Source organism: Rhodococcus sp. WAY2, assembly GCF_009859915.1.
GTDB classification, from domain to species: domain Bacteria; phylum Actinomycetota; class Actinomycetes; order Mycobacteriales; family Mycobacteriaceae; genus Rhodococcus_F; species Rhodococcus_F oxybenzonivorans.
On sequence record NZ_CP046572.1, the window covers coordinates 950144 to 971694 of the forward strand.

Below are 21551 nucleotides of genomic sequence, written 5' to 3' on the forward strand. Positions count from 1 at the left end.
CTCCGCGAAAGAAAGCACGAAAGGAAACATCAGCCATGGCGAAAGAGCTGCGGTACAACACGGACGCCCGAGCCCGCCTCGAGCAGGGCGTCAACGCCCTCGCCGACGCGGTCAAGGTGACCCTCGGCCCCAAGGGGCGCAACGCGGTGCTCGAAAAGCTCACCGGGCCACCGACGATCACCAACGACGGCGTGACCATTGCCCGCGAGATCCAGCTCCGCGAACCCTTCGCCAACATGGGTGCCCAGTTGGTCAAGGAGGTGGCGATGAAGACCAATGGTGTGGTCGGCGACGGCACCACCACCGCCACCGTGCTCGCTCAGGCCATGGTCCGCGAGGGTCTGCGCTCGGTCGATGCCGGCGCCAACCCCATGCGGGTGCGGCGCGGCATCGAGCGGGCCGTGTCCGTGGTCGTCGATTCTCTCCGCGAGCAGGCCTCCCAGATCGGGGGGCAGAGTGAACTGCACCGGATCGCAACCCTCGCCGCCAGCGACGACGAAGTGATCGGGCACGCCATCTCGACGGCGGTTGATTACGTCGGCAAGTCCGGGGTCGTCACCACCGAGGAGAGCGACACCCTCGGGCTGTCGGTCAACATCGTCGACGGCATCGAGTTCGATCACGGCTACATCTCCGGCTACATGGTCACCGACCCGGAGCGGATGGAAGCGGTGCACACCAATCCGCTAATCCTGCTGACGAACAAGAAGATCACCCAGGTCCAGGACATCATGCCGAGCATCGAGGTGGCCAAACGCGCCGACCGACCGCTGGTGGTACTGGCCGAGGACGTCGACGGTCCGGCCCTGCAGCTGCTCGTCGGCGGAAACATGCACAAGACCATGCAGTCGGTGGTCGTGCGCGCCCCCGGTTTCGGCCACCGCCGCGTCGCCGAGCTCGAAGACCTCGCCGTGGCACTCGGTGGGCACGTGATCGCCAAGGACACCGGCATCGAACTGTCCGAAATCAGCGTCGAGCATCTCGGATCGTGTGACCGCATCACCGTGACCGAGAACGAGACCACGATCGTCGGCGGACACGGGGACCAGCGCCTCCTCGATGCCCGCATCGCCCAGCTCGAGGCCCAGCTCGAGCGCGCCAGGATCGAGGCGGATCAGGAAAGCCTCGAACTGCGTATCGCCCGGCTCACCGGGCGGGTTGCCGTCATCCGCGTCGGTGGCGCGACCAGTGTCGAGCTCAAGGAACGGATGCTGCGCGTCGACGACGCGCTGGCCGCCACCCGCGCCGCGGTCGAGGCCGGAATCGTCTCCGGAGGTGGCACCGCGCTGGCGCAGTCGCATCGGGCATTGGCCGATCTCGACCTAGCCGGTGACGAGGCCATCGGATGCGACGTCGTGCGTCGCGCTCTTCCGGAACCGCTGCGCTGGATCGCAATCAACGCCGGGTTCGACGGCGACGAGGTCGTCGAGGTGGTCGCCGGCCTGCCGCTCGGGCACGGATTCAACGCGCTCACTGGCGAATACGGGGACATGTTCGACGACGGAGTGATCGACCCGTTCAAGGTAACCCGCGCCGCACTCGAAAGCGCAGCCTCGATCGCGGCACTGCTGATCACCACCGAAACCGCTGTCGTGGAGGAGGTTATCGGCAATCCCGGTGCCATCATGGCACCCGGTTTCGGTGATCTCGCCGAAGGCATGGTCCGCCCGTCGAATATCTACTAGAAACCAGTGGGTCACCGCCTCGGGGTCCTGCGAGGCGGTGACCCACTCGCCCGAAAGAAAGTGAAGCATAGTGATTTTCATTGTGGTGAAGTTCAACGTCCTCGACGAACACCAGAACGACTGGTTGCTCATCACCAAGGAGTTCACCGACGCGACTCGATCAGAACCGGGCAATCTCTGGTTCGAATGGCACCGCAGCGCCGACAATCCCGCCGAGTTCGTGCTGATCGAGGCATTCGCCGACGGGCAGGCCGGTTCCGACCATGTCACTGCGGACCACTTCCGGAAGGGATTGGACGCGATGCGTCCGGCACTGAGCGAGACACCGCGCATCCTCCACACCGAGCTTCCCGGCGACGACTGGTCCCGCATGGGCGAGTTGGACATCGCTTCGTAATGCGCCACGCACCACACCGGCCCAGGCAAACCGCGGTGTGGTGCACCCGTGACGGACACACAACAGTGCGGAAGGACAAGGCATGACCGTGGTGACGACCGGCCCCGTAGCGGATCTGATTGCGGGTCTCGGCGATGCTGTGGTGACCGACGGAGACACCATGATCGCCTACACCCGCGATCAGGCGCTGCTCTCGCCATCCGGTCGACCGATAGCAGTGGTTCGTGCCCGGACGGTCGACGACGTCGTGACGACGCTGCAGACTGCCTACCGGTACACGATTCCGGTTGTCACGAGAGGAGCGGGGACCGGCCTGGCAGGCGGTGCCAATGCGCTCGAGGGGTGCATTGTCCTGAGTACCGAGAAGATGAACCGCATTCTCGAGATCGACGAGCAGTGCCGTACCGCGACGGTCGAACCCGGGGTCATCAACGGCGATCTCGCTACTGCAGTAGCAGAGCGAGGACTCTGGTACGTGCCCGACCCGGGCAGTCGCGCCATCTCCACGATCGGTGGGAACCTCGCGACAAACGCCGGTGGGCCCTGTTGCGCCAAGTACGGGGTGACCGGCGATCACGTTGCCCGGATCAAAGCCGTGCTCGCCGACGGCCGCATCATCCACACCGGTGCAGCCACCCGCAAGAACGTCGCCGGCCTGAACCTCACGCAACTGCTGGTCGGGTCCGAGGGCACCCTTGCCGTCATCGTCGAGGCGACCATGCGGTTGCGCAGAAAACCGGCGCACGCATCCACTGTGGTGGCGGCGTTCGCTGACCCCGTCAAGGCCGTCGACGCGGTGATGGCGATTCAGAACGTGGCCGAACCGAGCCTGGTCGAACTCATGGACCACAACACGATCACCGCGGTCAACGACATGACCCAGATGGGCCTCGACGAGAGCGCCGGTGCCCTGCTACTCATCCAGTGCGACGGCGAGGCCGCGGAGGCGGAAACCGATCGCATCGCCGAAGCATGCCGCAGTTGTGCGGCGACCGAACTCTTCGTGACCACCGACCCGGTCGAAAGCGACGGGCTCATGCAGGCTCGGCGTGTCGCGTTGACCGCCCTCGAACGCTGCGGCAGTACGCTGCTCGACGACCTGGCAGTGCCGGTGCCCCGGCTACCGCACATGCTCGACGCCATCAGCCGTATCGCCGACCGACACCACCTTTTCGTCGGCACCTTCGGGCACGCCGCGGACGGAAACCTCCACCCCACGATCGTGTTCGACGCGGCTGACCCCGACGCCACCGAACGGGCACATCAGGCCTTCGACGAGATGGTCACCCGGTGCTTGGCGCTGGGCGGATCGATCACGGGGGAGCACGGCGTCGGTAATCTCAAACGCAACTACCTCGAGACGATGGTAGGCACACACGAGCGAGTGCTGATGGGTCAGATCAAGGCGGTGTTCGACCCTCCCGGGATTCTCAATCCGGGACGCGCGATCTGACCGCGACCCCCGCAAATATCGATCCCGTAGTCCTCGCGGCGGCCCGGTCCGACGCCAACGACCTGAGTCTGCCAGTGCTCCCCACCACCGGGTAGCTCGGCGTGTGTCTCATACTGAGACCCGTATCACATTGAGACGCCGTACGCTCATGCATGTGACTGGCGGAAGAACGGGGCGTGTAGGAATCATGACCGCTAAAAACCTACGGGTAGCACGTGAGCGTTTTCTCTCCGAGCATCATCTCGACAGCTCCATTCGGCAGGACATCTACTCCTCCTGGCAGCGGTCGAAGTCACTGAAAGTGGTACCTGATCAGCTCGATCTCCCGTATGTCCGGGAGCCGAACCTGGACTGTCCCCTCGTCACGGCAGCCGGACCGGTCCTGAGGCAGCTCGCGGACGGGCTGGTGGACGAGCCGGTCAGTGTGATTCTGACATCCGCCGACGGAGTGATCCTGACCAGGATCGCCGCCAGCCAGCGGCTCAATCGCACGCTCGACGCTGTCAGCCTGGCCCCAGGTTTCAGCTACTCGGAAGAATTCGCAGGTACCAACGGTATCGGCACTGCTCTGGAGACCCGGCAACCAACCCTGGTCACCGGCGCCGAACACTACGTCGAATGTCTCGGGCAACTGGCCTGTGCCGGTGTCCCGATCACCCACCCGATTTCCGGAGCTCTCGTCGGCGCGCTCGACCTGACCGGCTGGGTGGAGGACGGGGGACCACTGCTGGCCACCCTGGCCAAATCCGCAACCGCCCAGATCGAAGGCCGGCTCCTTGCACAGGCCAGTGCCGAGCAGACAGCGCTCCTGAATGCCTATCTGAAGGCCGGTCGGCGGGCACCGCAAGCAGGGGTTCTCGCTCTGGGTGACGATCTGGTGCTGCTCAACCGTCGCCTGCGCCTGGCACTGGATGCCCAGGACCAAGCTGCGTTGCTCGAGCACGCTGTCGACCTGACAGGAATGCCTGCCACGCATCGACATATCGTCGCCCTACCCAGCGGACTGTCGGCGCGTCTGTCGTCCACCGAGGATTTCGGATTCGGATCGCGACGGCAGATGGCTTTGTTCTACGTACACCTCCTCGACACCCCCAACTCCGCGGTCCCGGCAGCAGAGAAACATGATTTCCTGCCCGGTATCACCGGCAGCAGCGCTTCCTGGCGCCGTAGTTGCCAGCAGATCGCCCGCTGCGCTCGCGACCAACAGTGGGTCACGGTTTCCGGAGAGCCGGGAAGCGGTCGCACTGCAGCGCTCAAAGCGGCTGCTATGGCCCATATTCCGGTTCGAACGCGGATTTTCTGTGGGCGGGAGCTGTCGGGGGACAGTGGTGCCATGCAGGCGCTTCGGCAAGAACTCGAACAGGACCGCTTCAGTATCATCCTTCGCGACATCGATCTGCTCGACGAGGAGCATCAGAGGTCTGTCGCCGACCTCATTTCCGGACGTGAGCACGCCGGCTGGATCGGTGTAACCATCGGCGCTGCAGCGCACAACACCGATCTGGACACGCTGATCCTGCCCTATTTCAGCCATACCGTGTCCGTGCCCGCGCTGCGCCACCGCATCGAGGATCTCCACGACCTGGTGCCGCTCTTACTCCGTCAGCTGGGCCACGGGGCAGAGCTATCGCTCGACCCTGCGGCAATGCGTCAACTGTGCAAATACAGCTGGCCCCGAAACGTGAGCGAGCTCCGGCAGGTCCTCCAGGAGGTGGTGCAGCGGCAACGCTCCGGCATCGCCGGAGTCGATCAGTTGCCACCGGTGTGCCGGGCACTGAGCCGACACACGCTCACGCAGATCGAGGCCCTGGAGCGAGACGCCATCGTCCGCAGCCTCGAAGAAAACCACGGGAACAAGAAGGCGGCAGCAACCGCGCTCGGCATCTCACGCGCGACGATCTACCGGAAAATCAAGGAGTTCGGAATCGGCTTGTAAGTCGTCTCCCAAGCATGGACTGGCCGCCCCGCGGTCACGCGGAGCTACTCGGCTATCGCTGATCGCGAACACCCCCGCGTCGTGGCTTCCTGCCTCGGGTTCGGATTGCTCAGTGCCCGAACCCGGTACGGACCGGGAAGCCACGCGAATCGCGGCCGATTGGGTACCGATGGTCCTCTGCGGTCGTCTCCAGTTCGCCGAGTGACCATCCTTTCCGTGTCCGGAAATGAGACTGCCATCACATCAGTTCCGCCGGATTATGGGGGATACCGAGATAGTGCACTCGGTACGAAACCCGAAGTCTTGCGCGGCAACCGAGAAGGCGATTCTGATGACGACAAACCCGCATACTCTGCACACAACGACTGGGCGAGAGCACTCCGGTAGTGGTCGGGTCTGGCTGGTGGCCCCACTGTGCACGACGGCCGCCCCCACCGACCGCCCTCCCGTGCGTGATGACCTGATGCGGACCTGGCTGCCGGACGGCGACGCTACCTACCGCAGCTCCGACGGCCGCCGCAAGACCACCTGGGCACAACTGCATGCGCAGTTCGATCTGGTGGAGGTGACGTCATGACGACCCTCCCGAAAATCGATCGTCATCTGGATTGCGTTACCTACGAGATGCATTCGACGAGCGGCTCGCGAGTGAGGACGCTGCCGAGGATGATCTGCGCTTGCCTCCCGACGACCGCGTCACGTGCCCGCTACACCGTCGGTGGATCTACCGCTGCGTCGCGTCGCCGGCCCAGTCTCGCCACCTCGAAACAGCGAGCACGCAAGCCGGCGTGAACCCGGCTGTGCAATGCGCTACCGGGTTCCGCAGCGTCTCAATATGACTCATTATCTTGATCAGTTACAGAAAGCCGGGGCATAGTCTGCCCGTGTCTTCGACAACGGATTTCGCACGACAGTTGCGGCTCGCCGATCTGCGTGTGACCCAGCCGCGGCTTGCGGTATTGGAGGCGGTGCAGGCGAACCCCCACGCCGACACTGAGGGGATCCTCGCGGCGGTGCGCGGTGTTCTACCCCGAGTGTCTCAGCAAGCGGTGTACGACGTGCTTCACGCAATGACCGCGGCAGGGTTGGTGCGGCGGATCCAACCGTCAGGCTCCCTGGCCCGCTACGAGTCTCGGGTCGGTGACAATCACCACCACGTGGTCTGCCGATCCTGTGGAGCCATCGCTGACGTCGACTGCGCCGTCGGTGACACGCCGTGCCTGAGCGCTCCGCACGACAACGGGTTTCGTGTCGACGAGGCGGAGGTCATCTTCTGGGGCACGTGCCCCGACTGTTCCCCATCACACCGTTGACAACCCGATCCACCCAACACAGCCCGGATTACTCCCTTTTTGGAAGGAAAGAAGTGACTGACACCCAGACCATCGCAGAAGGACACCCTCCGATCGCCGAGGCCCAAACGGAGCCCGCGCAGAGCGGCGGCTGCCCCGTTGCCCACGGTCGTCAGAAGCACCCCACTGAAGGCGGGGGAAACCGTGACTGGTGGCCGAACCAGCTCAACCTGAAAATCCTGCAGAAGAACCCCGCCGTGCGCAATCCCATGGACGAGGACTTCGACTACGCCAAGGAATTTGCGACCGTCGACCTCGTCGCTCTGAAGCGTGACATCGAGGAGGTCATGACCTCCTCACACGAGTTGTGGCCCGCCGACTTCGGGCACTACGGCCCCCTCTTCGTCCGCATGGCATGGCACGCGGCGGGCACCTACCGCATCACCGACGGTCGCGGCGGCGCCGGCGCCGGGATGCAGCGGTTCGCGCCCCTGAACAGCTGGCCCGACAACGCGAACCTCGACAAGGCGCGCCGGCTCCTGTGGCCGGTGAAGAAGAAGTACGGCAAGACGATGTCGTGGGCCGACCTCATGGTCTTCGCCGGCAACGTTGCACTGGAGTCGATGGGCTTCGCAACCTTCGGATTCGGCGGAGGCCGGGTGGACCGGTGGGAACCGGAAGAGGACGTGTATTGGGGCCCTGAGCTCACCTGGCTCGGCGACGACCGCTACACCGGTGAGCGGGACCTCGAAAAGCCCCTCGGGGCAGTCCAGATGGGTCTTATCTACGTCAACCCCGAAGGCCCGAACGGCAACCCGGACCCGCTCGCCGCGGCCACGGACATCCGGGAGACGTTTGCCCGGATGGCGATGAACGATGTAGAAACGGCCGCCCTGATCGTCGGTGGCCACACCTTCGGCAAGACCCACGGGGCCGGCCCCGCCGACCACGTCGGCCCGGAGCCCGAGGCCGCACCGCTCGGAGAGCAGGGCCTGGGCTGGAAAAGTTCCTTCGGCACAGGTAAGGGCAAGGACGCCATCACCAGTGGCCTCGAGGTGACCTGGACACCCACCCCGACCACGTGGGACAACAGTTTCCTGGAAACCCTGTACGGCTACGAATGGGAGCTAAGCACCAGCCCCGCCGGCGCCAACCAGTGGATCGCGAAAAACGGCGCCGGTACCGGCACCGTTCCCGACGCCTTCGACTCCTCGGTGCGGCACGCCCCCACCATGCTGACCACCGATCTCTCCCTGCGGATCGACCCTGCCTACGAGAAGATCACCCGTCGCTGGCTCGACCACCCCGAGGAGCTCGCGGACGAGTTCGCCAAGGCCTGGTACAAGCTGACCCACCGCGACATGGGCCCGGTCGCCCGCTACCTCGGACCGCTGGTCCCGCAGGAGACGCTGCTATGGCAGGACCCCATCCCCGCCGTGACCCACGACCTCATCGGCGCCGATGACATCGCCACCCTCGAGGGGCAGATCCTGTCGTCGGGCTTGACTGTTCCACAGTTGATTTCGACTGCGTGGGCGGCGGCGTCGTCGTTCCGCGGAAGCGACATGCGCGGCGGCGCCAACGGCGGCCGTATCCGTCTCGAGCCGCAGGCGAGCTGGGAAGTCAACAACCCCGACGAGCTCGCGCACGTGGTACGCACTCTCGAGGGCATCGCGGAGTCGTTCAACTCCGCCCAGACCGGGAACACCCGGGTGTCGTTCGCCGATCTGGTCGTATTGGGCGGAACTGTGGCTGTCGAGCAGGCCGCCAAGAACGCCGGACACGACATCGAGGTGCCCTTCACTCCGGGACGAGCCGACGCCACACAGGAACAGACCGACGTGGAATCCTTCTCGGCGCTCGAGCCGAGCGCGGACGGGTTCCGCAACTACCTCGGGACGGCACACCGGCTGCCCGCCGAGTATTTGCTGATCGACAAGGCGAATCTGCTGAACCTCAGCGCTCCCGAGTTGACGGTGCTGATCGGTGGCCTGCGGGTGCTGGGCGCGAACCACAACCAGTCGTCGCTAGGCGTGTTCACCGCACACCCCGGGTCGTTGAGCAACGACTTCTTCGTGAACCTGCTCGATCTGGAAACGGTGTGGGCGCCCACATCTGCGAACTCAGGTATCTACGAGGGCCGCGACCTCACCACCGGCGAGGTGAAGTGGACCGGCAGCCGTGTCGACCTGCTGTTCGGGTCGAACTCGGAGCTTCGCGCGCTGGCCGAGGTCTACGCCGCCGACGACGCCGAGGCGAAGTTTGTGCACGACTTCGTCTCCGCATGGGACAAGGTGATGAACCTCGATCGGGCCGACCTCCGCTGACCCGTGCACCCGGGTGTGCCACCCCGCGAGCTCACCGCTCCGGGGTGGCACACCAGGCACGCGGTTGTGCCACCGTCGAACTTCGTTGACTGACGCTTCTCGGTCAGAGCACAGATTCGAGCCAGGCGGCGGTCTCGAAGAGTCGTTGCTCGGCACCGGGACGCCCGATCAACTGCAATCCGAGGGGAAGACCCGCGCTGTCACGCTTCCCGGGGATGGTGACCACCGGCAGACCCATCGCCTGCCACGGTCGGCTCATGATGGGCGTCCCTGTCGCGTCGTGGCCGTGCGGCGCGGCGCCGAGAGCCGCGGGCCCGAGGATTGCCTCGTCCTCGTCCAAGGCCGAGAGCAGCAGCTGTCGGGCCTCGCGGATTCCGGCGAGGGCGGCACGGTAATCGGCTTCTGCGGTTGCGGCCCCCGCGGTGAACAGTTCGGCGAGGGGTGTGCTGATCTTGTCGGTCTGCGCGGCCTCGGCGGCGCGTTCGCGGGCTGCTTCGTACGCCATCACCGTGTGGTGGTGTTCCGCCAGTGCCACAACCATTGCAGCGGAGTCCAACTCACGGCAATGGATCCCCGTCGACGCGGCGGAATCAGCGGTCGTCCTGAGCGCCGCCGTCATCTCTCGGGACACCTCGCCGAGCTCGAACCCACTCCATAGCCGCAGCCGGTGCGGAGCGGAAGGCTCGAGAGCGGGCGCTCGCGTGCCGTCGCGCAGTGCTGTCCACGCGAAGTGGAGATCGGGCACGGTTCGTGCCAGCAGCCCCACCGTGTCGAGACTGGGACTCAGCCCGGTGATGCCCGCGGTCGGGATTTCGCCGTGAGCGGTGACGAAACCTGCGACTCCGCAGAACGACGCCGGCCTCGTCAGCGACCCGGCCGTCTGTGTACCAAATGCGAGCGGCACCATGCCCGCGGCCACCGCTGCCGCCGAGCCGCTCGACGACCCGCCGGGGGTGTGACCCAGGGCGCGGGGATTGCGGGTCGGGCCGGGCTGGAAGTACCCGAACTCGGTGGTCACCGTCTTACCGAACGGGAGTGCGCCGAGGGCACGCGCACGCGCCACACAGTCGGCGTCCGTCGTCGCGGAGTCCGCGCCCCGCAGCTCACTGCCGCAGCGCGTCGGCATACCCGCGACGTCGATGAGATCCTTGACGCCGACGGGCAGGCCCCAGAGCGCGCCGTCCGGGCCGCCGTCCTGGATTCGGGCGGCCGCGGACCGCACCGCATCGGCATCGAGGTGGGCCCAGGCGTGGATTTCCGGCTCGAGGTCCGCGATTCGTGCGAGTGCCGCCTCCGCCACATCGATGGGCGTTGTCGCGCCCGTCGCCAGCTGCTCAGCCAGCTCCCGGAGTGGGCTCGGTGACCGTAGTTCCGTCTTCATCGCATCGCCACCATCGTGTCGTCGCTCGTCGTCTCGGTCTGCCCGGTGAGCGCTCGGGTGCGCATCACCGAGAAGAGGCGATCGGCTCGTGCTTTCGTCTCCCCGGACGGCGCCGACAACAGCGCGACGATGATGGACACCGCCAGCGAGAGGGGTGCCACGGCGAGTGCCGGGTTCGAGAATCCGAGGATGGAGTCCGGTCCCTGCACGACCGGGCTGAGCAGGATGACGGTCACCGACAGGACGAGCCCGACCACGATGCCGGAGATGACGGCACGCGCCGTCATGCGCTTCCAGTACATGGTCAGCAGCAGTGCCGGCAGGTTCGCACATGCTGCGATCGACATCCCCAGTGAGGCGAGGAACGCGACGTTCTGCTTCTGCGCCGCGAAGGCGATGGCGACACCGATGACGCAGGTTGCCACCGTCGCGACCCGGGCCGCGCGATGCTGGGCCTTCGCCGACACCGATCCGTTCCTGATCACCTGCCCGTACAGGTCGTGTGCGATCGCACCGGAGGTGGCGATCACCAGGCCGGACAGTGCGGCCAGAATGGTCACGAACGCCACGGCCGCGACGAACGCCAGCAGGACGCCGCCGCCGACCGTCTCGGCGAGCTGCGCGACCGCAAGGTTGCCGCCCCGATTCTCGGACTTGATCACCTCGACACCGACCAGCTTGGCGGCGCCGTAGCCTAGCACGGGAACCAGCAGGTAGAAGGCGAAGAAGATCCAGATCGCCGTGTAGGCGGACGTTCTCGCCTGCTTCGCATCCGGAACGGTGAGGAAGCGGATCATCACGTGCGGCAGGCCGAGCACGCCGAGGACGAGCCCGACGGTCTGCGACAACTGGTCGAACGACGCGGCACCGGACGTACGCTGCGGCGCGACGAACGATTGCCCGAACTCGGCGAGCGCGGTGCTGAACGGGCCGAAGGGATTGAAATCGAACCGCACCAGCACGAGAACGAACAGCACGACGGCGCAGACCATGAGGAGACCGGTCTTGATGATCTGGATCCAGCTGGTGGCGAGCATGCCACCCACCAACGTGTACGCCGTGGTGAGTGTTCCGATGATCAACACGGCCACGGCGTAGTCGAGGTCGAACAGCAACGACACCAGAAGCGCGGCACCGACCAGCTGCGACACGAGATAGACCACGCTGATCACCACCGTACTGATCGCCATCATCGACCGCACGTCCTTACCGGGGAACCGGGTGGCGAGAACATCCGCCAACGTGAAGCGGCCGAGGTTGCGCAGGGGTTCCGCGATCAGCAGCATCGCGAGGACGAACGCGACGGGCACGAAGACCGCGAGGTAGAACCCGTTGAAACCGGTCAGCGCGATCGCGCCGGTGACTCCGAGAAACGAGGCGGCAGAGATGAAGTCGCCGGCGATGGCGACACCGTTCTGCCTGCCGGTCAGGCTGCCGCCTGCGACGTAGTGATCGGCGGCGGACTTGTTCCTCTTGGAAGCCCACGCGGTGATCATCAGGGTGACAACGACGAGGGCCGCGAAAAGTGCAGCGGAGACGAGGTTCATGGCGCGTTATCCTTTCGCCGGCGAGGCGGTCCGGGAGTCGAGTTCGGCTGCCCGTGCCATGTAGTACCGGGCCACGACGATGGCGACGACGAATTGCGCGACCGCATAGAGCCACGCCACGGTGACGCCGCTGAAGACGACGCCGTCCAGCAGCGAGGTGAACCCGCCGAGGATCGGCAGGGGCAGGAACAGTGCGAGGACCAAGGCGCTGAGACGAAACGTCAGGGCGGCACGCGTGTCGGCGAGCGCCTGCAAATCGGATTTGTGTGGGACTTGTTCGGGCGGTGACGAGGTGACCATGGCTATTTTCCTCCGGCTGCGGCGGGAACGAGGGCGGGTGTCACGGTGATCGGATCGGACCATTCGTCGTAGAACAGCCAGTCGGGGGACTCGACCGGAACCGACAAACGGTGGAATTTGCGTTGGAAGTAGACGAGGCTGTCGCCGTGTTCGCGCGTCTGCACGCGGTCCAGTTCGATGAACATCACCGAATGCGATCCCACGGTCTTGCTGTCCGCGATCCGGCCGGCGAGCACCACGTGGGCGGCGCGCAGGATCGGGACACCGTCGTCGGTGTCGTCTTCCCAGATGTCCCACTGGAACCGGTCGGCCATCGCGACTTGTGTTGCGCCCGCGAAATGCATGGCCAGTTCTTCGTCGTCGCCGGAGAGCACGTTGATACCGACTCTGCCGTTGTTCTGGAATACGTTGTGCATGGCGCTGTTCTGATTTACGCATACGAGTGCGGTGGGCGGGGAGTCGGTTACCGAGCAGACGGCGGTCACCGTCATTCCGCATCGCCCGGCAGGGCCGTCGGTCGTCACGATGTTGACCGCGGCCGGCAGATTCGCCATGGCGGTGCGGAAGATCGATTGCATGGTTGTGAGTTCGGGCATTTCGTCTCCATGAGTTGGAACAAGAAAGTCGTGTCACCACGTTGCGCCGGCGTTCCTGAAAGAAGGATATGACGCGCGTCATGCAGTGGAACATTGGCGGCGACGCTACTTTCTTGCAGTAAGTCGCCTACCCGGGTAGGGGATTCCTTCAGTTGCCTACCGCTTCCGTTACGGTCGGTGTTCACTGGACGAGGAAGCAAGCCATCTGTACGAGGCAGGATTCGATGGATCAGCAAGAAACACGGGTTTACATCGTCGACGACGATCAAGAGTTGTGCGCATCGCTTGCGTGGTTACTCGATTCGGTCAACATCACGTCGGAGTACTACTTCTCGGTGCAGTCGTTCCTGGACGAGTACCGCCGCGACATCCCGGCCTGCCTCGTCCTGGACGTCCGGATGCCGGAAGTCGGGGGATTCCAGCTCCAGGAGGCACTCCTCGCCGACGAATCCCCGATTCCGATCATCTTCGTGTCGGCACACGGTGACATCAAGATGTCGGTGCGGGCCCTCCAGCGGGGTGCGCTGACGTTCATCGAGAAGCCCTACGATCCGCAGCACATGCTCGACGTCATTCAGGACGCGCTCCGAGTCGCGCGTCAACGATTCGGCGAGCGACGCAACAGAACGGAACTGCAGGGCCGGATAGACACGCTGACGGTGCGCGAAAAAGAAATCCTCGCACTCGTCCTCGACGGATTGCCCAGCAAGAACATTGCGAAAGAATTGGGAATCAGCGTGAAGACGGTCGACGTGCATCGCACCCGTATCAAGGAAAAGACCGGAGCAGAAAGCATCGCAGTTCTCGTACGCGATATTCTGCAGGCCGGAATTGCCGTGACCTGAAATATTTCGGCACTTTTCAGGGGAGTTCGACAACGAGCCGCCCGGATTTCGCGCGCGACACACACGCGGCAATTCTGTCTCCCGCCTTTCTCTCACTCTTGGTGAGGCAATTGTCGCGGTGGTCGGGCTCGCCTTCCAGCACGTCCAGGACGCACGTGCCGCAGATGCCTTCCCTGCAGGACGTGTCGATCTCGATGTCGTTCTCTTCGAGTACGTCGGCGATGGACTTCCCGGCAGGCACTTCGAACACCTCGCCCGTGTCGAGTTCCAACTCGAACGCCGTGTCCGATTCGGTCGCTGTGGGCGTCACCGCCTCGAAGTGTTCGAAGTGGACCGCGTCCTCACCGACAGCGGGTTCCGCCAACCCGCGCACCCGATCCATGAAACCTTCGGGGCCACAGGTGTAGACGTGCGTTGCGGCGGACGCATCCGCCAGGATCTTCTCGAGGGCGGAGAGCTGGTCGTCCCTCGTCAGGCCGAAATGCAGGTGCACGTCCCGGCGGAAATCCGCACTCTCCAGCAGGTCGACGAACGCGGCCTGAGCCCTCGTCCGCGCGAAGTAGTGAAGGTCGAACTGTTGTCCCCGCCGGTGCAACGCGAACGCCAGACTCAACATCGGGGTCAGCCCGATCCCCGCCGCGACGAGGATGTGCCGATCGGCGCACTCGGCGAGCGTGAGCAGTGTGCGCGGCCGGCTGATCTGCAACTCACTGCCGATCGTCACGTGATCGTGCAGTGCGGCCGAGGCGCCGCGGGGACCGGTCTCGCGTTTGACGGCGACCACGTAGGATTCGGACTCGTGCGGCGGGCTGCACAGCGAGTACTGGGTGAGGACCTCGGTGGGGCCGAGGATGTCGATGTGGGCGCCGGCAGGGTACGGGTCGAACGGTGAACCGTCCGTCCGAACAAGCCGGAACGATTTGATGTCCGGCGTTTCGTCGACAATGTCCGCAACAGTGACAGTGAACATGCTCATGGTGATTCTTCCTCCGGTGCTGCGACCCGTCGCCCGCGGGCGGGGTCAGCGCATGTACAGGCCGCCGTTGACGTCCCAGCAGGCTCCCGTCACCGACGCGGCCGTCGGCGACGCGAGCAGAGCAACGGTCTCGGCAATGAAGTCGGGCGAGCCCAGGGTGCCCACTGGAATCGTGGTGAGGATGGCGGCCAGCTTGTCCGCGGGCACCGTCTCACGCACCACCGGCAGATCCAGCGGCCCCGGGGAGACCGCGTTCACCGTGACACCCGATGGGGCGAGTTCGCGGGCGAAGACCTTGGTCAGTGTGCCGACGCCGCCCTTGGCCGCGGCGTAGTGCGCGCCAGTCGCCGTGCCACCGTTCTGTCCCGCCAGCGACGTGATGTTGATGATTCTGCCGTATCGCTTCTCGGCGAAGTAGCTGCCGAACACCTGGCAGCCGAGAAAGGCCCCGTTCAAGTTGATCTCGACGATGTCGGAGAATTCTTCCGGCGCAATGTCCATCAGCGAGCCTGTCTGCGACCGGCCGGCGTTGTTGACGAGGACGTCGATGCCGCCCCACTCCTGGATCACCCGGTCACGGACGGCTTCGAAACTCTCCCGTTTCCGGACGTCCAACTCCACGCCGATGGCCGTGTCACCGCCCGGATCCAGCTCCGCCGCAGTCTCTTTCGCGGCATCGCTGTCGATGTCCGCGACCGCGACGCGGTATCCGCGGTCGTGCAATTGGTGTGCGATCGCGGCACCGAGGCCGCGTCCGCCGCCGGTGACTACTGCGACAGAATCCACGTCGAGCTCCTGTTCGATCGATGAGGTTCGGAAAATGCTGGTCAGAGCAGGTAGCCGGAGGCGTTGACCGCTGCCTGCGAGTTCACCAGCCGGATGACCTTGAGATCCAACCGCGGTCCGCTCTCGGTGTACCGGATGCGGTGCGTGACGTCGGCGGCGAGGGTCTGCTGATCGTCGCGCTTGAAACCCACGAGTATCTGCGCGGACCTCACGGTGACCGAGTCCTCTGTCCTTTCCTCGACCGTGAACCGCGAGACGGTGCGGACCGTCCGCGCGGCGGCGAGCGCGGACATCGAGTAACCGGAGGTCAGACGTTCGATACGCATGCGGCGCATGCGAGTGTCGTCGTTGACCATGTTCAGCGATCCGTCGAAGTCGTCGGTGTCCGGGTCGATGGGAATGACGTACCGGCCTTCGTCGGTCCAGAGGGCGTCCCATGCCTGGTAGTCCTTGGCGTCGAGGAGGGCCGCTTCGTGCCAGATGAGTTCGATCGCCTGTAGTACGCGGGTGTCGGCGAACTGGGTGGTCATCAGATCAGTGCTCATCGGTCATCATCCTCTTCCACATTGCGTAGGCCTCGCGCATTCCGGTTTCGTCGGTGACGTGCGAGGTGCGGTGTCCGTTGCTGTCGAGCGCTTCCCGATTGAGGCCGCGGTTCACCATGATCGGCATTCCGGGTGCGCCGCGGGATCCGCGTTGTACCCGATCCCAGGCCTCGGAATCGTCGGGACTGCCGAACCCGAACGGGCCCTGGAAATGTTCGTGGATGCGGAGGCGTTCGCGGTTGACGATCTCCGGGCCGCCGTCCATGCCGAGGGCGATGTGCCGGATCTCGGTCTCGTCGACCGAGATCGGGCGCAGGACCCGGAAGAACGACATCGACATCGCGACGTTGGGGAAGATGTTGAGGTTGAATCCGGCACCGTGCATCGAGCGGACGATGCGGCGGACCTTGTCGGCGGGCATCGTCTTCGACAGTTCCTCGACGATGTGGTCGAAACGGGACTGAATCTTCTCGGTGCCGTCGTCGTGGTCCAGGTCGACGTGCTCCGGGACCATGATCGCGACACTGTGGCCGTTTCCGAGTGCGTGGGTCACGGCGTTGTCGTCGGTCATGAAGGAAAGCATGTCGGCGGTCTCGGCGTCGACGGAGGACATCCAGGACCGGTGCACGATCGGGAAGTGGTATCCGTCGGTGGTGTTCTCCAACTGGATCTTCCAGTTTCCGCGGAAGCGGAAGCAATGTTCGCCCTGCGTCTTGATGGGGTATCCGGCGCCCTGCTTCATGAACAGGTCCATCCACACCTTGGCGTCGCCGAGGAAGTCGTCGAGAGGTTCGACGTCGGGGTTGAAGCTGGCGAAGATCATCCCGGCGTAGGACTCCACCCGCAGGCTCTGGAGGGGGAGGTCCTTCTTGTCGAGGTTCTCGTCGTATCCGTCGGGGTATGGAATTCCGCGCAGACGACCGTCGAGGGCGTACGACCAGCTGTGATAGGGGCAGGTAAATCCGTTCGCTTTGCCCTTGGGGACCTCACAGACGCTGGCCCCGCGGTGGCGACACCGGTTCAGCAGGACATTGAAGTTCCCCTTGCGGTCGCGGTTGACGATCACCGGCTGCCGGCCGATGGTCGCCATCTTGTAGCTTCCGGCCTCGGGGATCTCGCTCTCGTGGGCAACCCATACCCAGGTGCGGTAGAAGATCCTTTCGAGCTCCGCCTCGAACATGTCGGGGTCGGTGTACAGCGATCCGTCCACGCGGTCGCCCGTGGCGAGGTCCGCGAAGTTGGTGTCGGTGGTGGTGGGATCCAGGGAAGTGGTCATCAGTTTCTTTTTCCATTCGATTCGAGCAGTCGTGTCGCCTCGTCGAGGCGAGTGACGAACAGCTTCTCGGTCGTGAAGTGCGTGATCCGGGCGATACCGCCCTGCACTTCACACTCGGCGGTGATGCGTGCGACGAGCAGTTCGGCCGATTCGTCCTCGTATCGCGACAGTTGCTGCATGATCCACCGCCCCCGCGCCGCAGGGCCGTCCACCTCGATCTGCTCACTCCCGAGCAGGTGTACATTTCCGCGGAAATGGGAGTTCGGTGGAAGATACGCGGTGAGCATTCCGACGATCTCCGGCCGGCCCCGACGCGTGCCGAACTTGTGCGCGTACTCGGTGCCGATGCCTTCCCACACCGCGTCGGGCGTGAACAGCGAGGCGAGTTCTTCGATCGAAAACTCCACGGAGGGAACATCGCACAGTTCCAGGTAGCGGCACATCACGCGGTGCACGGCCTCACGACTTTCGATGCGCTCGGCCGCGGTCGCAGAGTGCATTCCGCTCACACGCCGAGGTCGACGTCTTCGCGGACGGTGAGCGCACGGCCGATGCGGGCCTCGATCTTCGCGTATCGCCACAACGTGTACTCGCCGACCGGGGTGGTGCGGAAGAGGTTGCAGACGGCCTTGACGGTCTCCTGGGTGTCGACGTCGGCGAGGATGTAGCAGGTCCAGGGCCAGCCGTCCGACGGTCCGACCAGATGGCTGTCGTCGTCGATGTCGCCGATCACCCGGACACCCGGTGTCTCGGCCACCGCGTCCATCATCCCGGAGAACGCCTTCCACACCAGCCCGCCCTGGCCGGTGGGGAGGTCGAAGAAGTTCTGATTGATGCCGATGCAGAACAGGACTCGCAGCGGTGCGGTCTTGGTGTCACTCACGATGATCTCCTCGATTCAAACGGGGTGGTCAGATGAAGCCGGGGAACGGCGGGATGTCCATGAGCACCGCACCGGCGCTGTCGTAGATGCCGTCGCCGAGGAAGGCGTGCTGCGGCGGGACCAGGGCCTCGCGCATGTACCGCTGCATCGCGTTGCCGTCGTAGATCGCGCCGGTGCCCGACAACTGGAAGGCGGTGTGCACGGCGGAAGCGCCCGCCTTCGCCACGTGCGTCGAGGACAGACGGAGAAGTGCCGCAAGCTTGTCCGGGACCGGATCGCCGGCGACTACGGTGGCGTACGCCTCGTCGGTGACCTCGTAGAAGAAGGCACGAGCGGACCTCAGGGTCGCCTCCGCCTTGGCCAGGTCGATGCGATAGTAGGCCCGATCGGCGAGCTTCGGCGCTCCGGTGATTCCCGTGCGTCCCGCACCGACTTTGATCGCGTAGTCGAGCGCGGCGCGGCCCACTCCGAGATTGACGACGGCCAGGACCTGGGCGGCGTACGCGATGGAGGGATAGCGGTAGAGGGGTTCGTCGACGGTCGGGGTTCCGCCCCGGATGAACGTCCAATCCTCGGGGACGACGACGCCGTCGACCTTCAGTTCGTGGCTTCCGGTACCCGACAGGCCTACCACGTCCCAGTTCTCGACGATCTCGACGTCCTTCGGCCACAGCAGTGCGGTGCGGGGTTTTCCGGCTGTGGAGTCGCCGCCGCGAATTCCGACACCGAGAATGTCGGCGCCCTTGCATCCGCTGGCGAACTTCCACTGCCCGGTGATCTTCAGACCACCCGGCACCTGCTGCGCGGGTTGGACCGGGAATAATCCGCCGGCGAAGACCAGGTCCGGGCTGTCCTTGTACAGCTCCGCCTGAGTCGTGAGCGGCAGTGCCGCCAGGTAGACGAGCGCGGAGCCGAAGCTCGCAACCCAGCCCGCCGACGCATCCACCGCGGAGATACGTTCGATCATCCGCAGAAACTCGCTCGGGGGCAGTGCGTCACCGCCGAATCGGCGGGGGGTCGCCGCGCGGTAGATGCCGATCTGCTTGAACTCGTCGATCATGTCGCGAGGCACGAACTTCTGGCGAGCGAACTCTTCCCGCCGCAGTGCGACGTGCTCGAGGACGTCCTCGAACGACAGCGTCCCGTTCGCGGCGGCGTCCGTCGTGTCGAGGGTCGGTGCGTTGGTCATCAAATACTCCGATCGACGCGAAGTAGAAGGGGTGTGGCGTGTTTCGTGTCGAATTCACGCTATTGCGGTGGTGGGCATCACTCAATCGGTGCTTCCTCCCGCCGACGTGCAGAGATGTCGCCTCGGAGTAAAGGATTTCCCTATCGTGTCCGCTGTCTGCCCGCTCAGTAGACTCGACGTGAGCCGAAGGAGGCCGCATTGTCCGATCTCGCGCCGTCCGACTACGAACAACTCGTCGAGTCCCTCCGCTACTGCGTCCTGGTCCATGATGCGGCCACCAAGGACATCCTCTGGGCGAACAGGGCTGCATCGGAACTGCTGGGATTCACGGTCGAGGAACTCAAACCGCTCAAGGCGCCCGATATGAGTTCCCGGGCGAAGCGTTACCGCCGGTCGGTGGGACGGCGGTGGCTGCAGGACGCGGTCGACAACGGGGCGGCGGTCATCGAATGGGCGTATCGCGCGAAGAGCGGGAGGGAAGTCCTCACGGAGGCGATAGCGGTCCGGGTCGAGTTGAGCGCCCGGACCGTGGTGATGGTGCAGTTCCGCGACATCGAGCAGGAGACGTCGATGCGTCGCGATCTGACCCGCACCGAGGCCGACCTCACCCGCACCGAGGCCCGCCTGGCCGCCTTCCTGCGGAACATGGCCGAGGGAATCCTCGTCCTGGACGACGACAGCCGTATCACGTACGCAAGTGAGGCGGCGTCGCAGCTCCTGAAGGTTCCGGTGGCATCGCTTGTCGGCGAACGTTTCACGGAGTTCTGCCGGGCGGGGCAGTCACGGGAGAGCGTGCGGCGCGCCCTGGAACTGACAACCGCCGACGGAGGCTCCCAGAGCCTGCGCTACGAGGTGGAACTGACAGCCGGAGAGCGCCGGTGGCATGCGGGGAGCTGCCAGAACATCGGTATCGAGAACGATCTGAGCGGCCACCTCCTGCTCTTCCACGACGTCACCGAACACGTCCGCACCGAGCAGGAGCACGAACGGGACTCGCAGTATCTCAATTACCTGGCCCGGTACAACGCGATGGGCGATATGGCCATGGCCATCGCTCACGAGCTGGCCCAGCCGCTGGCGGCCGCCACCAATTTCATCGCCGGAACGCAGAGCCGCCTCGACGACGGCCAGAGCAGTCACGACGAGGTGAGCTGGGGCCTGGGGGAGGCGCGCAAACAGATCGACCGGGCCAATCAGATCGTCCGGAGTCTTCGTGAGTACGTGACTCAACTCGAGGAGTCACAGCAGATCGTCGATCTCAACGACATCGTCGACGAATGCGCGTATTTCATCAACATCCGGGCGCGGCAGAAGGAAGTTCGGGTCGAGTACGTCCGTGCCCCCGACGCCGTTGCCGTCGTGTGCGAACGTGTGCTCACCGGGCAGGTCATCCTGAATCTGTGTTTCAACGCCATCGACGAGATGGCAGAATGGCCGGCGGCCGATCGCATCGTGACGGTACGCACCGACGTCACCGAGACGGAGGGCGTCGTGAGCGTCGAGGACCACGGCAAGGGGCTCTCGCACATCCCGGACGGCCGAATCTTCGACGGCGTGTTCACCTCGAAATCCACGGGTCACGGAATCGGGCTCGCACTGAGCCACCGCATCATCACCCGCCAGGGTGGGACACTCACCGCGCGCGAGAACGATCCGCACGGGGCCGTCTTCACGTTCACATTGCCCGCCGATCCGAACCACTGAGCGGCCGACCCCACGCGGGTAAAGGTTTCTTGGATTCCGTTGGGCGCGATCCGGTTCTAGCGTGGTGGAAAACACCACCGCGGCCCGGAGGTACCTCGTGGACTATTCGCATCATCACCGGACATTCCTGACCTGTTACGCCGACACCCACCGCTACGGCTGGCACCACGTCGACCTCTTCGTGCACGACGAGGACGGCAACGAAGTGAACTGGGTCCACTGGCAGACCCGGGAGGACGGACCGGACGGCGCCGACGCGGCCACGGCGCGCGTCGAACCGAGCCTGCGACGGACCACCGACTGGCAACACGGAATCAGCGCCGACGGCAGCGAGTACTGGATCGCCGAGGCGGCATGGGCTCAGTGAACCGGAGGATCGGGAGGCGGGCTCGACGTGGGCCTGGGCCGTCCCGTTCGGTGGAGTAAAAGGTTC

Annotated in this window: 21 protein-coding genes; 10 read left to right on the top strand and 11 right to left on the bottom strand. The window is 64.9% G+C overall.

What is annotated here, in order from left to right; translation table 11 throughout:
- Positions 1–35 precede the first annotated feature (35 nt).
- From groL to katG, 7 genes are all read left to right on the top strand, one after another.
- The gene (groL, locus tag GFS60_RS04480) at positions 36–1685 is read left to right on the top strand and encodes a chaperonin GroEL (protein WP_159919153.1); all 1650 of its coding nucleotides are present in this window, start codon (positions 36–38) and stop codon (positions 1683–1685) included.
- A 70-nt stretch (positions 1686–1755) separates the two neighbouring features.
- A complete protein-coding gene (locus tag GFS60_RS04485; RefSeq protein ID WP_159919155.1) occupies positions 1756–2082 on the top strand; it encodes a putative quinol monooxygenase in 327 nt (108 codons plus the stop codon).
- 82 nt (positions 2083–2164) lie between these two features.
- Positions 2165–3535, top strand: a complete 1371-nt coding sequence (locus tag GFS60_RS04490) for an FAD-binding oxidoreductase (protein WP_159919157.1) — start codon at positions 2165–2167, stop codon at positions 3533–3535.
- A gap of 187 nt (positions 3536–3722) precedes the next feature.
- Positions 3723–5471, top strand: a complete 1749-nt coding sequence (locus tag GFS60_RS04495) for a sigma-54-dependent Fis family transcriptional regulator (protein ID WP_159919159.1) — start codon at positions 3723–3725, stop codon at positions 5469–5471.
- Between the two features lie 331 nt (positions 5472–5802).
- A complete protein-coding gene (locus tag GFS60_RS04500) occupies positions 5803–6048 on the top strand; it encodes a hypothetical protein (protein WP_159919161.1) in 246 nt (81 codons plus the stop codon).
- Positions 6049–6355: 307 nt separating this feature from the next.
- Positions 6356–6784 carry a Fur family transcriptional regulator gene (locus GFS60_RS04505; protein WP_159919163.1) on the top strand — a complete coding sequence of 143 codons (429 nt, stop codon included), beginning with the start codon at positions 6356–6358 and terminating at the stop codon, positions 6782–6784.
- A gap of 71 nt (positions 6785–6855) precedes the next feature.
- Entirely contained in the window at positions 6856–9090 is a 2235-nt protein-coding gene (gene katG, locus GFS60_RS04510) for a catalase/peroxidase HPI (protein ID WP_159926863.1), read from the top strand.
- 103 nt (positions 9091–9193) lie between these two features.
- Here katG and GFS60_RS04515 read toward each other — a convergent pair whose 3' ends face one another.
- From GFS60_RS04515 to hpaC, 4 genes are read right to left on the bottom strand one after another with little or no spacing between them, the layout of a single operon-like run.
- Positions 9194–10471: an amidase gene (locus GFS60_RS04515; protein ID WP_159919165.1), complete on the bottom strand. Its 1278-nt coding sequence runs from the start codon at positions 10469–10471 to the stop codon at positions 9194–9196.
- Entirely contained in the window at positions 10468–12018 is a 1551-nt protein-coding gene (locus GFS60_RS04520; protein WP_159919167.1) for a solute symporter family protein, read from the bottom strand. Before GFS60_RS04520 ends, GFS60_RS04515 begins: the two co-directional genes overlap by 4 nt.
- 6 nt (positions 12019–12024) lie before the next feature.
- On the bottom strand, positions 12025–12318 hold the full coding sequence (locus GFS60_RS04525) for a DUF485 domain-containing protein (protein WP_159919169.1): 294 nt from the start codon (positions 12316–12318) through the stop codon (positions 12025–12027).
- A 2-nt stretch (positions 12319–12320) separates the two neighbouring features.
- On the bottom strand, positions 12321–12914 hold the full coding sequence (gene hpaC / locus GFS60_RS04530; RefSeq protein ID WP_159919171.1) for a 4-hydroxyphenylacetate 3-monooxygenase, reductase component: 594 nt from the start codon (positions 12912–12914) through the stop codon (positions 12321–12323).
- A 224-nt stretch (positions 12915–13138) separates the two neighbouring features.
- Here hpaC and GFS60_RS04535 point away from each other — a divergent pair, with 224 nt between their 5' ends.
- Positions 13139–13759 (top strand): response regulator transcription factor, encoded by a 621-nt coding sequence (locus tag GFS60_RS04535; protein WP_007301658.1) that lies wholly within the window; start codon positions 13139–13141, stop codon positions 13757–13759.
- Between the two features lie 16 nt (positions 13760–13775).
- Here the strand turns inward: GFS60_RS04535 and GFS60_RS04540 are convergent, their stop codons facing one another.
- The 7 genes from GFS60_RS04540 to GFS60_RS04570 are packed head-to-tail and all read right to left on the bottom strand — an operon-like array spanning position 13776 to position 19414.
- Positions 13776–14735 carry a PDR/VanB family oxidoreductase gene (locus GFS60_RS04540; RefSeq protein ID WP_159919173.1) on the bottom strand — a complete coding sequence of 320 codons (960 nt, stop codon included), beginning with the start codon at positions 14733–14735 and terminating at the stop codon, positions 13776–13778.
- 45 nt (positions 14736–14780) lie between these two features.
- Positions 14781–15521, bottom strand: coding sequence for an SDR family NAD(P)-dependent oxidoreductase (locus GFS60_RS04545; RefSeq protein ID WP_159919175.1), 741 nt, complete (start codon positions 15519–15521; stop codon positions 14781–14783).
- Positions 15522–15562: 41 nt separating this feature from the next.
- Entirely contained in the window at positions 15563–16066 is a 504-nt protein-coding gene (locus GFS60_RS04550; RefSeq protein ID WP_159919177.1) for an aromatic-ring-hydroxylating dioxygenase subunit beta, read from the bottom strand.
- Entirely contained in the window at positions 16056–17342 is a 1287-nt protein-coding gene (locus tag GFS60_RS04555; protein WP_159919179.1) for an aromatic ring-hydroxylating oxygenase subunit alpha, read from the bottom strand. Before GFS60_RS04555 ends, GFS60_RS04550 begins: the two co-directional genes overlap by 11 nt.
- Positions 17342–17842 carry a nuclear transport factor 2 family protein gene (locus GFS60_RS04560; protein WP_159919181.1) on the bottom strand — a complete coding sequence of 167 codons (501 nt, stop codon included), beginning with the start codon at positions 17840–17842 and terminating at the stop codon, positions 17342–17344. The genes GFS60_RS04555 and GFS60_RS04560 overlap by 1 nt, the downstream gene beginning before the upstream one ends.
- A gap of 5 nt (positions 17843–17847) precedes the next feature.
- Positions 17848–18225, bottom strand: coding sequence for a hypothetical protein (locus tag GFS60_RS04565; protein ID WP_005255968.1), 378 nt, complete (start codon positions 18223–18225; stop codon positions 17848–17850).
- A 28-nt stretch (positions 18226–18253) separates the two neighbouring features.
- Complete coding sequence (locus GFS60_RS04570; protein ID WP_159919183.1) at positions 18254–19414, bottom strand: acyl-CoA dehydrogenase family protein; 1161 nt, start codon at positions 19412–19414, stop codon at positions 18254–18256.
- A gap of 198 nt (positions 19415–19612) precedes the next feature.
- On the opposite strand from GFS60_RS04570, the gene GFS60_RS04575 reads away from it, so the two are divergent.
- Both GFS60_RS04575 and GFS60_RS04580 read left to right on the top strand, forming a co-directional pair.
- Entirely contained in the window at positions 19613–21118 is a 1506-nt protein-coding gene (locus GFS60_RS04575) for a PAS domain S-box protein (RefSeq protein WP_159919185.1), read from the top strand.
- Between the two features lie 97 nt (positions 21119–21215).
- Positions 21216–21485 carry a hypothetical protein gene (locus tag GFS60_RS04580; protein ID WP_159926865.1) on the top strand — a complete coding sequence of 90 codons (270 nt, stop codon included), beginning with the start codon at positions 21216–21218 and terminating at the stop codon, positions 21483–21485.
- Positions 21486–21551: the final 66 nt, after the last annotated feature.

Excerpts from the sequence above, each read along its gene's own strand:
- groL (WP_159919153.1), top strand. The coding sequence starts at position 36 with ATGGCGAAAGAGCTGCGGTACAACACGGACGCCCGAGCCCGCCTCGAG.
- GFS60_RS04490 (WP_159919157.1), top strand. The coding sequence starts at position 2,165 with ATGACCGTGGTGACGACCGGCCCCGTAGCGGATCTGATTGCGGGTCTC.
- GFS60_RS04495 (WP_159919159.1), top strand. The coding sequence starts at position 3,723 with ATGACCGCTAAAAACCTACGGGTAGCACGTGAGCGTTTTCTCTCCGAG.
- GFS60_RS04500 (WP_159919161.1), top strand. The coding sequence starts at position 5,803 with ATGACGACAAACCCGCATACTCTGCACACAACGACTGGGCGAGAGCAC.
- GFS60_RS04515 (WP_159919165.1), bottom strand. The coding sequence starts at position 10,471 with ATGAAGACGGAACTACGGTCACCGAGCCCACTCCGGGAGCTGGCTGAG.
- GFS60_RS04520 (WP_159919167.1), bottom strand. The coding sequence starts at position 12,018 with ATGAACCTCGTCTCCGCTGCACTTTTCGCGGCCCTCGTCGTTGTCACC.
- GFS60_RS04525 (WP_159919169.1), bottom strand. The coding sequence starts at position 12,318 with ATGGTCACCTCGTCACCGCCCGAACAAGTCCCACACAAATCCGATTTG.
- hpaC (WP_159919171.1), bottom strand. The coding sequence starts at position 12,914 with ATGCCCGAACTCACAACCATGCAATCGATCTTCCGCACCGCCATGGCG.
- GFS60_RS04535 (WP_007301658.1), top strand. The coding sequence starts at position 13,139 with ATGGATCAGCAAGAAACACGGGTTTACATCGTCGACGACGATCAAGAG.
- GFS60_RS04540 (WP_159919173.1), bottom strand. The coding sequence starts at position 14,735 with ATGAGCATGTTCACTGTCACTGTTGCGGACATTGTCGACGAAACGCCG.
- GFS60_RS04550 (WP_159919177.1), bottom strand. The coding sequence starts at position 16,066 with ATGAGCACTGATCTGATGACCACCCAGTTCGCCGACACCCGCGTACTA.
- GFS60_RS04555 (WP_159919179.1), bottom strand. The coding sequence starts at position 17,342 with ATGACCACTTCCCTGGATCCCACCACCACCGACACCAACTTCGCGGAC.
- GFS60_RS04560 (WP_159919181.1), bottom strand. The coding sequence starts at position 17,842 with ATGCACTCTGCGACCGCGGCCGAGCGCATCGAAAGTCGTGAGGCCGTG.
- GFS60_RS04570 (WP_159919183.1), bottom strand. The coding sequence starts at position 19,414 with ATGACCAACGCACCGACCCTCGACACGACGGACGCCGCCGCGAACGGG.